The following is a 14,213-nucleotide window of genomic DNA, read 5'->3' as shown; positions in this document are numbered from 1 at the left end:
AAACCGGACAGATTGTGTGCTACAAACCGGACATATCACGTGTTACTAACATAATCCATCTATTGATTGACCCGGGGTGGCAGATATGATAAAGTAAAACCTCTTAGTTCAGAGTTGTTTTTCCATCTTTTAGCAGGGAGGTCTTTTGTGATTGATCTTCATACCCATTCCATCTTCAGCGATGGAGAATTGATCCCCTCAGAACTGGTCAGAAGGGCAAAAGTAATGGGATACCGTGCTATTGCCATAACCGACCATGGAGACCACTCCAACGTGGATTTTATCATCCCCCGGATTGTAAAGGTTTGTCAAAAGATAGCAGATGCATGCGAAATTAAGGTGATTCCCGGTATAGAGCTGACCCATGTGCCTCCCGCCTGCATCTCCGAGCTGGCAAGGGAGGTTAGACTCATGGGAGCCAGGATTGTTGTCGTCCATGGCGAGACTATTGTTGAGCCTGTCATGCCGGGGACTAATTTAGCCGCCCTGCAATCTCCCATTGATGTCCTTGCCCATCCCGGTTTGATCACAGAAGAAGAAGCATCAATAGCCTCCCGGAAGGCGATATTTTTAGAAATCTCAACCAGGCGGGGGCACAGCCTGACGAATGGACATGTCTTAAAGATGGCCCGTCAGTTGAATGTTCCCCTCATTTTGAATACGGACTCCCATGCCCCCCAGGATCTTGTCCCCGCAGAGATGGCCCGCAAGATCGCCCTCGGGGCGGGGATGACGGAGGGAGAAATTGAGGTCATGTTTAAAAATTCAGCATGCCTGGTTAAAAGAGCTTCAGGATGAGGGGATTCTTTTCCTTACGAAGTCAACCACATCCTTCAAGGGCGTCCCGGGCAGAAAAACCTCCGAAATCCCTATCTCCTTCAATTTTGGAATATCCTGATCAGGAATAACCCCTCCGATAATAACCAGCACCTTATCCAGGCCACGTTCCTTCAATCTGTTCATAAACCTCTGCATGATCTGAAGATGGCCGCCGCATAAAAAGCTCAGACCCACCACGTCTGCATCTTCCTCCAGTACCGTCTCTACCATACTCCCGACCCTCTGACCGGCGCCCAGGTATATCACTTCCATACCAGCATCTGTGAGCGCCTTATTTATAGACAATATCCCTCTGTAGTGGTCGTCCAGACCTATTTTCCCTGTAACTACCCTTATTTTCATGGTCAAGTAAAATCCTCCTCCTTCAACTAAAAGGGGAAATCCCTTTCTCCAGCCCAATCGTATTCCAACCCGTCGTTCATCCTCATCACACCGATTATCTCCGGAAATGTAGCATCGGCCTCCAGGGCTTCAAAGACATAAGGGATAAGATTCTTTCCGGGATCCGCAGCGGCGCCCTGGAGGTTTTTAATCTTTTCTTTTAAGTTCGGATAATTCCTCTTTTCTTTAAATTGCTTATATTCTCTTAGATACTCTTCCACATCGGAAGTGTCGGGGGCATAGACCTTTGGTCGAAAATCCTCTTCCGGCGGGATCTGAAAATGGGTTACGCCGATAACCGGCCTCTCCCCGCTTTCCACCTTTTTCTGAATATCCAGGAGCCCTTCGGTGAGTTGCCCATGAATCCAGCCGCTCTCCAGAGCTTTTATCCAGCCCCCTGCCTTTTCTATCTGCTGTACCATCTCCTCTATTCTTTCTTCCAACTGGCTGGTAAGGCTCTCCACGTAGTAAGAACCGGCCAGAGGATCGGCGACTCTTGCTGCTCCCGATTCATAACGGATAACTTGCTGTGTTCTGATGGCGAGCCGCACCGCCTCTTCCGTAGGGGTTGCCCACCCTTCGTCGAAAGAGGGGGTCTGGATGCCCATGCTGCCGGCGAGGACAGCGGCCAGCGTACCTATGGCTCCCCTGGCGATATTCACCAGGGGCTGCTGACGGGTGAAATTCGCCCCTGAGACATCAACATGGAACCTCAGGCACATTGCTTTTTCGTCTGTGGCGCCGAATTTCTCCTTCATCGTCCTGGCCCAGATCCTCCTCGCCGCCCGGATTTTTGCTATTTCTTCAAAAAAATCCCTGTTTACACCGAGGACAGGGCTCAATCTGCTCCCGATGGTGTTGATATCAATCCCTCTTCTGAGCATTTCACGGATCATCTCGTTACGAATGGCAATGGTGAACGCTATCTCGTGGATGGCGTTACCACCCGCCTCCTGCAGGTCGTAGGAGCTGGTAAACCAGAGGTTCCATTTGGGGAAGTTTTTATAGGCAAACTCACAGAAGTCGTTTCCCCATCTGGCCAGCGTGGAAAAACGTCCGTGATGGACAAGCCAATCCATGCGGCTCGGAAATACGGACGGTCCATAGTAGAAGATGGCGCCACCTACCCCCCTTAACTTGCCGATGTCATAACCTCTCTTTTTCGCCGTCAGAATATAGGACTGCCAGACATCGGGATAGAAGGCATCGGAGGAGAGGCTCAATTCATCTAAAGGTAACCCCCCACTGAGGACTTCCACGTCTTTTAAGGTATGGATGGCAACACCGCAAACACCAAGCTGTCCCTCGGCCATAGGCTGATCAGGCTCAATACCGTACAGGGTAGGCCCATCCAGTTCCCAATCGAGGGCGCCGGCCCCCTGTTCTACGAGAAATTTGCACCTCTCGTTGAACCTGGCCGGTGTAGAAAGACCGGCTATCTCTCTGATATTCCATAACTTCCCTCTATACATCAGCGGGTGATGCCCCCTGGTGAAGGGGTATTGACCGGGAAGGCCTATATCTCTCTTAAAATCAATGTCTGAAATGTCCTCGGGGGTATATACATTTTTTACGGTAATACCCGAGTCTGTGGTAAAATTTGTAACTGCCTCCCGGTATGCCTCTTTGATTTTTTCCTTTCTGATTTCTTCGGTCTGATCTGTCATTTAGGAACCTCCTTAATCTTAATGCTAACCTGAAAGTTATCTAAGCCGTTCCCGTAAAAAAAGTCAATGAATTTTTGATTTACCGCTGGACGTACTCCCATTTTCATGGTATAGGCGGAAAGTCTAAAAGGACAACACCTGTTTAAGATTATGAACTAAACGTATAAGGGGGGTTTAAAATGAAGATTCACGAATACCAGGCTAAAAATATCTTGCGGGAATACAATGTCCCTGTACCCCGGGGTGAGGTGGCTGCGACTCCCGAGAAAGCCTGGGAAGTTGCCTCTACCTTGAAAACGAGAGTGGTTGTAAAGGCTCAAATCCATGCTGGAGGAAGGGGAAAAGGAGGGGGTGTCCGTTTAGCCGCCTCTCCCGAAGAGGCCTTCGAAGCGGCGAAAGAAATCATCGGTATGAATTTAGTTACCCATCAGACGGGACCGGAGGGAAAACTGGTGCGTCAGGTCTTGGTCGAGGAGGCTCCTGAAATAGAGAAAGAACTCTATTTAGGTCTGGTGGTGGACCGTTCGCGTGAGCGGGAATGTCTGGTTTACATGGCTTCGGAATCTGGCGGAATGGACATTGAAGAAGTGGCAAGGATGACCCCCGAGAAAATAGTAAAGGCCGTGGTTCATCCTGCCGTGGGATTCAGCCCCTTTCAGGCCAGGAAGATAGCCTACGGCTTAGGATTGGATAAGTCTTTAAGCGGCCAATTTTCAAATATTGCCAAAAACCTGTATCGTCTCTTTGTGGAAAAGGACGCCTCTCTTGTGGAGATCAATCCCCTGGTAATCACGGCAGAGGGTAATCTTGTGGCTGTGGATACGAAGATAAACTTTGACGATGATGGGCTGTTTCGCCATCCGGAGATAAAGACGTTGAGGGACGAAACGGAAGAGGAGCCCCTGGAAGTAGAAGCTGTGAATGCAGGGGTAAATTATATCAAACTGGATGGTAATGTTGGCTGCATGGTCAATGGCGCAGGCCTGGCCATGACGACGATGGACCTGATAAAACTGGCGGGAGGAGAGCCGGCCAATTTTCTTGATGTAGGTGGTGGAGCATCACCGGAACAGATAGAGAAAGCGTTTCGTATCTTAACCTCCGACCCGAAGGTAAAGGCCATTCTGATAAATATCTTCGGGGGTATCCTCCGGTGCGACCGGGTGGCTACCGGAGTGGTGGAAGCGGCCTCAAAAATAAAGAAAAAACTGCCGATGGTGGTGAGGCTTCAGGGAACCAATGTAGAAGAAGGCCGCAAAATCCTTCAGGAATCGGATTTAACCTTTGAAGTAGCTGATGAACTCTATGAAGCGGCGGGGAAGGCTGTGGAATTAAGCAAGAGATAACGAAAAGAAGGGGTGAATTAAAATGGCAATACTTTTTGATAAAAATACTCGTGTAGTTTCACAGGGAATTACCGGTACGGAGGGAAGTTTTCACACTCGAGAATCAGTCGCTTTTGGCACTAAGGTAGTGGCTGGTGTCACACCGGGAAAGGGAGGCATGGAATTTGACGGAATTCCTGTCTATAACCGAGTGATTGATGCGGTGGAACATCAGGGGGCAAACGCCTCCGGTATATATACCCCTGCTGTCTTTGCACCGGATGCTATCATCGAGGCGATCGAGGCAGGCATCGGCCTGATCGTCTGTGTAACGGAAGGAATTCCTGTGCTGGATATGATCAAAATCAAACAGGCATTGAAGGGATCTGCCTCCCGGATGATCGGCCCCAATTGCCCGGGGATAACCACCCCGGGGGCGGGTAAGATCGGTTTTATGCCCAATTTTACCCATAAAGAGGGCAATGTGGGACTGATCTCGAGAAGTGGGACTCTGACCTATGAGGTTATCTGGCAGCTTACCAGCCTGGGGATTGGTCAATCCACATCTATTGGCATCGGTGGGGACCCCATAGTGGGAACGACCTTTGTAGATTTGCTGGGTCTTTTTGAGCAGGACCCCCAGACTGAGGCCATCGTTTTAATTGGAGAAATCGGAGGAACCGCGGAGGAAGAGGCGGCTGAGTTCATAAAAGGTAATGTCAGCAAACCGGTTGTGGCTTTTATAGCGGGACAGACCGCCCCTCCCGGACGGAGGATGGGACATGCCGGAGCCATCATCGCGGGAGGTAAAGGAACATCCGAGGAAAAGGTCAAAGCCCTGAAAAAGGCAGGGGTCATTGTGGAAAAAAACCCCACCGAAATAGGCAAAACAGTTAAGGAAATCCTTAAAAGTGACTAAAGTGAACTAAAGGATGAAAAAGCAGCGTCTTGCTGTGGTATACTAACTTTTACGTTTGTCTCCCCTCACCTTGCTCCTTCCTCGCTCTGCATCGAAGGGGGTAAACCCTTTTTCCTCCGCTCACAGTCGGAATGCTACCGTGAACCAAATAATGGGTTCACGAAAAATCTGACAATGATTTGCGGGTAAGAGTCCGCTTGCTGCGGACGTCAGCAACTGGGGAAGCTCATAACCACTGCCAAGTCACGCAGGCATTTATTTACATGATGGGCTATCAGCTTTTAACTTTTGTGTAGTGCATGTTATAGGTAAAATGTTATATAAACGAATACGGTAAATCTGTATGCCGCAAAAAACAAAAATTATACTACTAGCAAATAAAAGGAGGATCAGAAAGTGTCCGAAAGAACGCAAAATCTCAAGAAGAACGTGAAAATAAAAGCCATAAGGGACATCGGAGGCGCGGAGGCAGCTTTCGAAAAGAAAGGAGAGGCCGCTTTTAGAACGGGAATGGGAATAAAACTCTGCCTCGATCGTCCCAGGCTCCTAACCGAGCCCTATAAGATGACCGAGGGAGAGCCTATGATAACAAGGAGGGCGAAAGCGCTTGCGCATATCTTTGAAAACATGAAAATATACATCCAGCCGGAAGAACTCATCGTGGGGAACTTCGCCAGCAGACCAGACTGCGTCTCTCATCACCCTGAATTACAGTGGAGGTGGCTCGATAAGACCATAGCCTCGCCGAACGGTGTCTGGAGAGACTTATTGAGTGACGAAGGAAAAAAAGAGATGGTGGAACTACATAAGTACTGGCGGAATCTTGCCATAGGCGGCAGGGAGCGAGAACTGGTACCAGAAGAGATCAAGCCCTATTGGTATTTCAAAGGGCCGTTCTTTTGGACCAACAATTATGAACTCGGCACACCCGACTACGAAAAATTATTTAGAGTGGGCATTACAGGAAGAATAAAAGAAGCGGACGAGAAGTTGAAGGAGGTCGAAAAAGACTATATCGAGGCAAGAATAAATAGTGATGATTATCTAAAGAAGAAAAGGTTTTTAGAGGCGGTGAAAATAGTCTTAAATGGCTTTACCTGTTGGGCGAAGAGATACGGAAAGCTTTCAAAAGAAACGGCTGAAAAAGAAAAAAACGAGACGAGAAGAAGAGAAATCGAGGAGATATCGGAGATATGTGATTGGATAGCCGAAAAACCGCCGCGAACGTTACAAGAGGCGATACAACTTTTCTTACTCGTTCATCTCGTTGTCAATTTTATTGAACTCCCGCAGGTAGGCTGTGGAATAAGGGCTGAAAAAAGCTCGTATTTGAGGAGCAAAAGGTCAGTATGGCGGAGCTAATAGGTGCCCTCAAGACTATCTCAGAACATGGGCGGACTTAGGGATACACCATATTCAGTTTAATGTTGTAAGTAGGGACACGTTGAGAGAGGCACAGCAGCATCCGGAAAACCACGCGAATTTGATAGTTCGGGTGGCGGGGTATTCGGCTTATTTCATAGATCTGAGCAAGAAACTACAGGACACCATCATAGACAGGACGCAGCAATGCTTTTGAGGATCGCACCGTCTCTCCCTCAGAAGAGGAAAAATCCGAAATCCTAAATTCAAATGTTCCAAACATTTTGGTTATTCGAATTTTGGATTTGTTTAGGGTTTCAGCAAAAACAAAAAGATACCAGGGGTTACTGATCGCTGACAGATGAACGCTTACAACTGATAAATTGAGGAGGGAATAGTAGTGCAGAAAAGGCATGATGTCATCCTTACCGGTATTGGAGGTATGGGAGTTTTACTGACAGGAGAAATGATTGTCAGGAGTGCGCCTGCTCAGTATAAAAATGTCCTCTGGATTCCCAATTATACCACAGCTCAGAGAGGGGCGCCCTGCGATTGTATCGTAATCTTATCGGATGAAGAAATCTATTCTCCTCTCGTGGACCAGGCCGAAGCGGTGGTTGTCATGGCCGCCTCTCAGCTTAAGGCCTTTGAGAACAGGGCTAAACCCGGGGGCTTTATCCTGTTAGAAACTTACGGTTTGTCTGATAAAGCAACAAGGACGGATGTAAGAGTAATACCGATGTCGGCAATAGAAACAGCGGCTAAAAGGGGAGATAGATTGGGGGCTAATATGGTTGCCCTCGGCATGTATGTGGAAATCAGCAGGGCCGTTGCCCCGGAACATATTGAGAAAACTATAACGGCAAAGTTTGCCAAGAAAAAGAAAGAATTGCATCATAACCTGGAACTGTTCCGGGAGGGATTAGAGTTGGGGACACAGGTTGATTCCCAGGGATGATCACAGATCCAGGCAACCCTATACTCACCCTCGTAAAAAGGATGAACTGAGGGATTGAGTTTTGGAGGGGGAAGAAAAGGCAATGTTTTATAAGACTCTTATCTATCAAAAGACAGGGGCTGTCGGCATGATAACGATCAACCGCCCGGCGGCAGGTAATGCTACAAACCTCCGACTGGCCGGGGAATTGACCGATATCTGTACCCACGTTAACCATGATGAAGGAACAAAGGTAGTTATTATTACCGGCGCTGGAGAGGAAGCGTTTTCTGTGGGCGCCGACCCCGATGATCTCTCCATGGAGGCTGGCATGCCGTCTGTTGCCGCGCCAGTGACAGTGCTTACATGTCCGGTCATCGCTGCCATCAACGGGGATGCTTTGGGACAGGGCCTGGAACTGGCATTAGCCTGTGACCTCAGAATTGCTGTAGAAACAGCCCATTTTGCCCTACCCCATCTCGCCTCAGGCTTCATTCCCTGGGATGGCGCCACCCAGAGGTTACCACGCCTGATAGGGAAGTCAAAAGCTATGGAAATGCTTCTCACCGGGCAAGCGGTAGATGCTGCCGAGGCCCACCGGATTGGATTGATCAACAGAGTAGTTCCATCCAGGGAACTCATCCCCATGGTAACAGATATGTGTCAGGCAATGGCATCTAAAGCTCCACTAGCATTGAAGTATGCTAAGGAGGCAATTTATAAGGGCCTGGATCTGACGTTAGGGCAGGGATTGCGTCTGGAGGCTGATCTTTATTTCCTCCTGCAAACAACCGAAGACCGCACCGAGGGCATCAAGGCTTTTCTGGAAAAGAGATCCCCTCAATTCAAAGGAAGGTAAAGGGATCAGTGGTCGTAAGTCATAAGTCATAAGTCATAAGTCGTAAGTCAAAAATTCGAGGACGTATGACTGATGACTGTGAACTTTTAGGAATTAAATAACTTTAGGCACTTAACTTGAGAGATTATCAGTGAGCAACTTTGAGACGGTAATTTACGAGAAGATAGATAGCACAGCCTGGGTTACACTTAACCGCCCCCAGGTTTTGAATGTATATAATATCCAGATGCGGGATGAACTGTACCAGGTCCTGGGTGCGATTAAAGACGACCCCGAAGTAATGGCGGCCATCTTCAAAGGGGCGGGAGAGAAGGCGTTCTGTGCCGGCGCTGACTTAAGCGAGTTTCTCACTGCTCCCTCACCAACGATTGCCCGGCAGGTGCGCTGGGAACGTGACATCTGGGGGATCTTTCTGAGCCTTCCCCAGCCTCTGATCGCCGCCCTTCATGGCTATGTTCTTGGTTCAGGAATCGAGATGGCTCTCTGTTGCGACATCAGGATAGCCTCAGAAGACGCCCTGTTTGGTCTGCCTGAAGTTGGATTGGGCATTATCCCTGCTGCCGGGGCGACGCAAACACTCCCCCGCACAGCGGGACGGGCCAAGGCCTTAGAAATGATGCTCACCGGTCGTCGGATCGGCGCCCGGGAAGCCCTCGATATGGGGCTGGTCAACCGGGTGGTGGCAAAAAGTGAACTCTTCATGGTTGTCGAGGGCATGGCCAGGCAAATTGCCTCCTTTGACCCCGCGGCAGTCAGGGGTGTCAAGGAGGCGGTAGTGAGGAGCCTGGACATGACTTTAGCCGAGGGTCTGGAGATGGAAAAAAGGTTGACAAGTTCTCTCTTCCGATCAAGAACCGGCAATAACTCTGTATCGTAGATCGTTTCGTAAATGACTTCCGGCTTCTGGCTTCTGAGTAATGCGTTCAGAGACCGAGACCTTTGAAAATTGACTTCACAAGGGCTCAAACCAGACAGACCAAGAGCTTGACCTTGCCCGGTGTTTCTGTTATCAGATTAATTTACTTGTGCCTCATACTTATTGGTACAGTGATAAGAAATACGCGAAAGGAGCAAGTATACTAAAATGAACCACGAGAAAAGGAGCACAGGATGAATACAACAGATTTTCTCACTATAGCTGCCGCTATCTGTCCTGATAGAGATGCAATAGTCTTCGAAGGGAAAAGATGGACTTACTCCCAGATCAGCGAACGAGTCAACAGGTTGAGTAATGCCCTGACAAGCCTGGGAGTAAGCAAGGGGGATCGCTGCGCTATAATCCAGGTGAATTGCCCGAAATACGTTGAATCGTATTGTGCTGCCGCGAAGTTGGGCGCCATCTTCGTCCCCCTGAATTTCAGGGCCAAGGCCGATGAGCTGAGTTACATGCTGGATAATGCGGAAGCCAAAATTCTGCTTGTAGGTAAGAGGTACCAGGAAATGGTGCGTACGATACTGCCTGATCTCCCTACCGTTGAACGGTGTATCTCTTTAGATAGCAAGGAAGGTGATATGTCTTTCTATGAGGATATCCTCGGTGCGTCACCTCCTGACGAAGTGTTCACCGAGATTGAGGATGACGATATTACCATCTTAATGTACACTGCCGGCACTACAGGGCGACCTAAGGGTGTGCCGCTGAGGCATAATGCATTCGTCGGTTACGTCCTGGATAACGTAGACCCGGCCAGCCCGGACATAGAGGAAAGAAACCTCCTCACAGTCCCTTTATATCACGTGGCGGGCATCCAGGCAATGTTAGCTGCCATGTACGGCGGACGGACCCTGGTGTTGATGAGACAGTTCGAGGTCAGGGAATGGATGGAAACGGTGCAAAGGGAGCGGGCCAGTCGCGCCATGCTGGTGCCGACAATGCTGAAGAATGTTATAGATTATCCCGATTTTGCAAAGTGCGATCTGAGCAGTCTCCGGGTAATCACCTATGGCGCAGCTCCCATGCCCTTTGTAGTCATCACTAAGGCGATGGAGTTAATGCCCTGGGTGAGGTTCATCAACGCTTTCGGGCAAACGGAAACCGCCTCGACAATAACAACCTTAGGCCCCGAAGATCATATTATTGAGGGCACTCCTGAAGAAAAGGAAAAAAAGTTAAAGAGGTTAGCCTCCTCAATCGGGCGTCCCCTACCTGATGTGGAGGTAAAGATTGTTGATGAGAATAGGAAAGAGTTACCCTACCTGGAGGTAGGGGACATTCTGGCGAGGGGGCCCCGGATAATGACAGGTTACTGGCATGACGAACAAAAGACAGCGCAAACATTCACCCCCGAGGGATGGCTGATCACGGGGGATAGAGGATACAGGGATGAGGAGGGATACATATTTTTAGCCGGTCGTGCTGATGATATGATCATCAGGGGGGGGGAAAATATCTCACCGGAAGAACTTGAAAACGTGCTCTACTCTCATCCCAAGGTGGCGGAAGCGGCGGTAATTGGCGTACCTGATCCGGAGTGGGGACAACAACCCATGGCTATTGTGGTACTTAAGGAAGGCGAGGTTGCCACCGCCGAAGAAATTATAGAGTACTGTCACTCCCGGCTGGCAGGTTTCAAGCGCCCCCGCTCAGTATCCTTCGTTGATTCCCTGCCCCGTACTCCCACGGGTAAGGTATTGAAGAGGATACTCCGTGAGCAACATGGACAGCCGTAGGACAAGGGTAAGCTGATCGCTGAAAGCTGACAGCTGATTACTTACAACATTTGAGGAGGTTCAAAGAGAGATGGCCAATCAAATAGGCAAAAGGTATCTTTGCAAGAAGTGTGGCACAGAGTTTATCGTCACCCGTGGTGGTGACGGCGCATTGAGTTGCTGTGGCCAGCCAATGGAGCTGAAGACTACAGAAGCAAAGGGGACCAAATAGATATGGCAAACCAATTAGGTAAAAGGTATAAATGTAGTGTTTGTGGCACCGAGGTGCTCTGTACCAAGGCCGGTGAAGGCGCAGTTATCTGTTGCGACAAGGAAATGGAAGTTCAAGAACCACGACCCCTACCCTCATCCGATTAAGCGGGCCAGAGCCCTAGCGAGAATGTCTTTACCTCCCTCTTCAGGGCGGTTTCCGCAATGTCAACAGAAGGAAAAGAAACAGCCCCATTGACAGGGCTCCGGGTCCTGGATCTGGCTGATGAGAAGGCGTCTTTTTGTTCCCGACTCTTAGCCGATATGGGGGCCTGCGTTATCAAAGTGGAAAGGCCCGGTGGCGACGCCTCGCGGCGGATAGGCCCCTTTTGGGGAAAGAGGCCAGAGGCGGATAAGAGCCTCTTCTTCTGGTACCACAACGCCGGTAAACTCGGGATAACCTTGAATTTAGAAAGTACGGAAGGGCGGGGGATCTTTCTCCGGTTGATCGGCAGGACTGACGTGGTAGTAGAGACCTTCCCACCAGGATACTTAGAGAAGATCGGGCTGAACTACGAGGTATTAATGGAGAAAAACCCTCGACTTATTCTGGCCTCGGTTACCGGTTTTGGACAAACCGGGCCATACAGGGATCACAAATCCTGCGATATAGTTGCCTCGGCCTCAGGGGGACAGATGTACGTCTGTGGAACCCCTGATACTTCACCCCTTTGCCCCTACGGGCAACAGTCGTATTATGCCGCCTCTCTTTTCGCTGCTGTCGGCATCCTCATCGCATTGCATGAACGAAACGAAAGCGGCAAGGGGCAGCATCTCGATGTCTCTCTCCAGGAATCCGTAGCGGCAACCCTTGAGCATGTTATGGTTCGTTATTTCTCTGAAAATGCCCTGCCCGAGAGAGAGGGAAACATCCACTGGACCGGCTCCGCCTCTCTCTTACTATGTAAAGACGGTTACATCTTTATCACTTTTAACCGGGAGTGGGAGACCATTGTCGAGCTGCTGGACAGTAAGGGGATGGCCTGTGACCTGGGGGAAGAGAGGTGGAAGGAAGAGGACTACCGGAGGCAACATGCGGGTCACATTATCGAGGTGTTGACCCGCTGGACAATGACCCACACGACAGCGGAGCTTTTCGAGCTGGGCCAGATGATGCACTTCCCCTGGGCTCCCGTTAATTCTCCGGAGGAGGTCTTCCGCAGTCCCCAGCTCAGGGCACGGAACTTCTTCTCCCCCGTAAACCATCCCGAAGCCGGCACTTCCTTCCTCTATCCCGGCGCTCCTTACAGGTTCAGTGGCCCATCATGGAAGATACGGAGGCGGGCCCCCCTCATCGGTGAAGATAACCTCTCTATCTATCACGGAGAGTTGGGGCTTTCACCTGAGGAACTTGCCAGACTTTCCGCTACCGGAATTATCTAATAAAGCCTGTTCAATACTAAAATACGTTATAATTACACATAGTTACAAGGGCATAAAACAAAAGTTACCCCCAAAATACTGGATTTCTGGGGCTTGGTTTCCAAAAACTTCAATGATTTGGAAAAAGTTACCCCCCAAAATGTGAGGTTTTCGAAACATGTTACCCCCTTAAAATTACCATTTGCTGTTCTTTGAAAATAAGATTTATTTAAGGATTTTCTTTATATGTCAAGGTATTCGTGCTCTTTCTTAATATTGAACACTAATATTGAACAGAAGGAGCATGCACATGGTCAATTTTCAAGTTCCCCTACCGGGGCTTTCAAGGAATTTCAACAATCTGACAGAGCAGGAAAAGGAGTTCATTTCGTATTTTTCCACAATCGATATTGGCTGTATTTCTCCGGTTGTTAATTGCTATGCTGGCATAGGACCTAAAGGGTACGGCACCTCTTTGATCTTAGCCAGAATGATTAAAGTCAAAGAGCGAATTTTATCAGACCGACAGTTAGCCAAAGCCTTAAAACAGAATGATCTATATCGATTTGTCACTGAAGACATTCAACCATCTCACAACACCTTCAATACGCTAAGGAGAAGGCTTAGCCCTGATGGTTTTATTGAAATCCATAAGCATTTCGTCAGAAAGGCTCACAGTCTGGGATTACTTGATCCTGAAATCAAAGATCTACCAAAAAACAGAAAGAAAGGGATTATTCTGGTTGCCGATTCAACATTTCTGATTACCGCCGGATCAACAAGGGGACAAAAGGATGAACAGGGACAATGGCACTTTAATGATCCCAGCGTCGCTTTTTCAGGCAAAGGTCATCACAAACATAAATATGCGGTAGGTCATAAAGCTCACAGTTTGAGAACGGTTAGCGGTATACCCCTTGTAACCCTTCTCTCACCCGCTAATGAATCGGATCAGGCTTTTATCGTTGGCCTTATTGAAACGCTTACCGCTCGTTATCCGTTCCTTCAATTCTCTTACATTATTCTGGACAAGGGATATGATACAGAGGAAATCCATCATGACATCCACGAGTTCTTTGATATCATCCCTATCATCGTAAGAAAAAAAATGGTTTATCCAAAAGGGTTTACCAAAGATGGCTACCCGTTATGTCCCTGGGGCTTTGCAATGAAACCGAGAGGCATTGACTATGAACGAAAAAGGACACGGTATGCCTGTTTTAAGGTCTGTAACAGATCTGGACAGCCTTTGCTGTTCACGTGTGATTATCTCAAAGAACAATACAAATATGGCTATAGTCGTTATACATACTTCAATGATGGATATCGAAAATATGGACCAGCGGTGACCCATAGCTTAATCTATAAAAAACTGAAACCGTTCAGAACAGGAGTTGAAAGAACTTTCGGCCTTGTTAAAGAAAACAGATACCGTATGGAGATTAGCAATTTTTATAAAGGCCTCGATAATGTCACCATCCATGCTGTAGAACATGATATCGTCTTGACTCATGACATCATTTTTGACTATATCAAAACCGGTAAAATCAGCCCAGTAATAAATTTGAATTATTGAACACCCTTTAATAATATAGTGGACCCCAAAATTTGGACAGTGTGTTAAGTTACACTTGGGAGCAAA

The 14,213-nt window shown here is 48.5% G+C and carries 14 protein-coding genes and 1 pseudogene; 13 read left to right on the top strand and 2 right to left on the bottom strand.

The genetic code is table 11. The annotated features are described in order from the left end of the window. Positions 1-147 precede the first annotated feature (147 nt). A complete protein-coding gene (locus QMD03_06195) occupies positions 148-798 on the top strand; it encodes a histidinol phosphate phosphatase domain-containing protein (GenBank protein MDI6776818.1) in 651 nt (216 codons plus the stop codon). On the opposite strand, the gene QMD03_06190 is transcribed toward QMD03_06195, so the two are convergent. Further along, complete coding sequence (locus QMD03_06190; protein MDI6776817.1) at positions 790-1,182, bottom strand: cobalamin-dependent protein; 393 nt, start codon at positions 1,180-1,182, stop codon at positions 790-792. The two genes, QMD03_06195 and QMD03_06190, sit on opposite strands and share 9 nt — an antisense overlap. 26 nt (positions 1,183-1,208) lie before the next feature. Further along, a complete protein-coding gene (locus tag QMD03_06185; GenBank protein ID MDI6776816.1) occupies positions 1,209-2,888 on the bottom strand; it encodes a methylmalonyl-CoA mutase family protein in 1,680 nt (559 codons plus the stop codon). Between the two features lie 179 nt (positions 2,889-3,067). On the opposite strand from QMD03_06185, the gene sucC reads away from it, so the two are divergent. From sucC to QMD03_06125, 12 genes and pseudogenes are all read left to right on the top strand, one after another. After that, the gene (gene sucC / locus QMD03_06180; protein MDI6776815.1) at positions 3,068-4,234 is read left to right on the top strand and encodes an ADP-forming succinate--CoA ligase subunit beta; all 1,167 of its coding nucleotides are present in this window, start codon (positions 3,068-3,070) and stop codon (positions 4,232-4,234) included. A gap of 22 nt (positions 4,235-4,256) precedes the next feature. Further along, complete coding sequence (gene sucD / locus QMD03_06175; GenBank protein ID MDI6776814.1) at positions 4,257-5,132, top strand: succinate--CoA ligase subunit alpha; 876 nt, start codon at positions 4,257-4,259, stop codon at positions 5,130-5,132. Positions 5,133-5,528: 396 nt separating this feature from the next. Next, the gene (locus QMD03_06170) at positions 5,529-6,494 is read left to right on the top strand and encodes a pyruvate formate lyase family protein (protein ID MDI6776813.1); all 966 of its coding nucleotides are present in this window, start codon (positions 5,529-5,531) and stop codon (positions 6,492-6,494) included. Between the two features lie 10 nt (positions 6,495-6,504). Then, a pseudogene (locus QMD03_06165) lies at positions 6,505-6,711 on the top strand (glycine radical domain-containing protein). Between the two features lie 183 nt (positions 6,712-6,894). After that, positions 6,895-7,452: a 2-oxoacid:acceptor oxidoreductase family protein gene (locus QMD03_06160; protein ID MDI6776812.1), complete on the top strand. Its 558-nt coding sequence runs from the start codon at positions 6,895-6,897 to the stop codon at positions 7,450-7,452. An 82-nt stretch (positions 7,453-7,534) separates the two neighbouring features. Next, the gene (locus QMD03_06155; protein ID MDI6776811.1) at positions 7,535-8,290 is read left to right on the top strand and encodes an enoyl-CoA hydratase-related protein; all 756 of its coding nucleotides are present in this window, start codon (positions 7,535-7,537) and stop codon (positions 8,288-8,290) included. A 130-nt stretch (positions 8,291-8,420) separates the two neighbouring features. After that, the gene (locus QMD03_06150; GenBank protein ID MDI6776810.1) at positions 8,421-9,167 is read left to right on the top strand and encodes an enoyl-CoA hydratase/isomerase family protein; all 747 of its coding nucleotides are present in this window, start codon (positions 8,421-8,423) and stop codon (positions 9,165-9,167) included. Between the two features lie 233 nt (positions 9,168-9,400). Then, positions 9,401-10,960, top strand: a complete 1,560-nt coding sequence (locus QMD03_06145; protein ID MDI6776809.1) for a long-chain-fatty-acid--CoA ligase — start codon at positions 9,401-9,403, stop codon at positions 10,958-10,960. Between the two features lie 70 nt (positions 10,961-11,030). Further along, positions 11,031-11,171 (top strand): hypothetical protein, encoded by a 141-nt coding sequence (locus QMD03_06140; protein ID MDI6776808.1) that lies wholly within the window; start codon positions 11,031-11,033, stop codon positions 11,169-11,171. Between the two features lie 2 nt (positions 11,172-11,173). Further along, positions 11,174-11,317 carry a desulfoferrodoxin gene (locus QMD03_06135; GenBank protein ID MDI6776807.1) on the top strand — a complete coding sequence of 48 codons (144 nt, stop codon included), beginning with the start codon at positions 11,174-11,176 and terminating at the stop codon, positions 11,315-11,317. A 57-nt stretch (positions 11,318-11,374) separates the two neighbouring features. After that, on the top strand, positions 11,375-12,592 hold the full coding sequence (locus tag QMD03_06130) for a CoA transferase (GenBank protein ID MDI6776806.1): 1,218 nt from the start codon (positions 11,375-11,377) through the stop codon (positions 12,590-12,592). Positions 12,593-12,881: 289 nt separating this feature from the next. Further along, positions 12,882-14,147, top strand: a complete 1,266-nt coding sequence (locus QMD03_06125) for a transposase (GenBank protein MDI6776805.1) — start codon at positions 12,882-12,884, stop codon at positions 14,145-14,147. Positions 14,148-14,213 lie beyond the last annotated feature (66 nt).

Source organism: Syntrophales bacterium, from assembly GCA_030018935.1.
GTDB lineage: Bacteria > Desulfobacterota > Syntrophia > Syntrophales > CG2-30-49-12 > CG2-30-49-12.
This window is presented reverse-complemented; position numbering and strand designations above follow the sequence as displayed.

Coding starts and splice junctions, on each gene's coding strand:
- QMD03_06155 (MDI6776811.1), top strand. CDS start 7,535: ATGTTTTATAAGACTCTTATCTATCAAAAGACAGGGGCTGTCGGCATG.
- QMD03_06130 (MDI6776806.1), top strand. CDS start 11,375: ATGTCAACAGAAGGAAAAGAAACAGCCCCATTGACAGGGCTCCGGGTC.
- QMD03_06190 (MDI6776817.1), bottom strand. CDS start 1,182: ATGAAAATAAGGGTAGTTACAGGGAAAATAGGTCTGGACGACCACTAC.
- sucD (MDI6776814.1), top strand. CDS start 4,257: ATGGCAATACTTTTTGATAAAAATACTCGTGTAGTTTCACAGGGAATT.
- sucC (MDI6776815.1), top strand. CDS start 3,068: ATGAAGATTCACGAATACCAGGCTAAAAATATCTTGCGGGAATACAAT.
- QMD03_06125 (MDI6776805.1), top strand. CDS start 12,882: ATGGTCAATTTTCAAGTTCCCCTACCGGGGCTTTCAAGGAATTTCAAC.
- QMD03_06145 (MDI6776809.1), top strand. CDS start 9,401: ATGAATACAACAGATTTTCTCACTATAGCTGCCGCTATCTGTCCTGAT.
- QMD03_06185 (MDI6776816.1), bottom strand. CDS start 2,888: ATGACAGATCAGACCGAAGAAATCAGAAAGGAAAAAATCAAAGAGGCA.
- QMD03_06140 (MDI6776808.1), top strand. CDS start 11,031: ATGGCCAATCAAATAGGCAAAAGGTATCTTTGCAAGAAGTGTGGCACA.
- QMD03_06135 (MDI6776807.1), top strand. CDS start 11,174: ATGGCAAACCAATTAGGTAAAAGGTATAAATGTAGTGTTTGTGGCACC.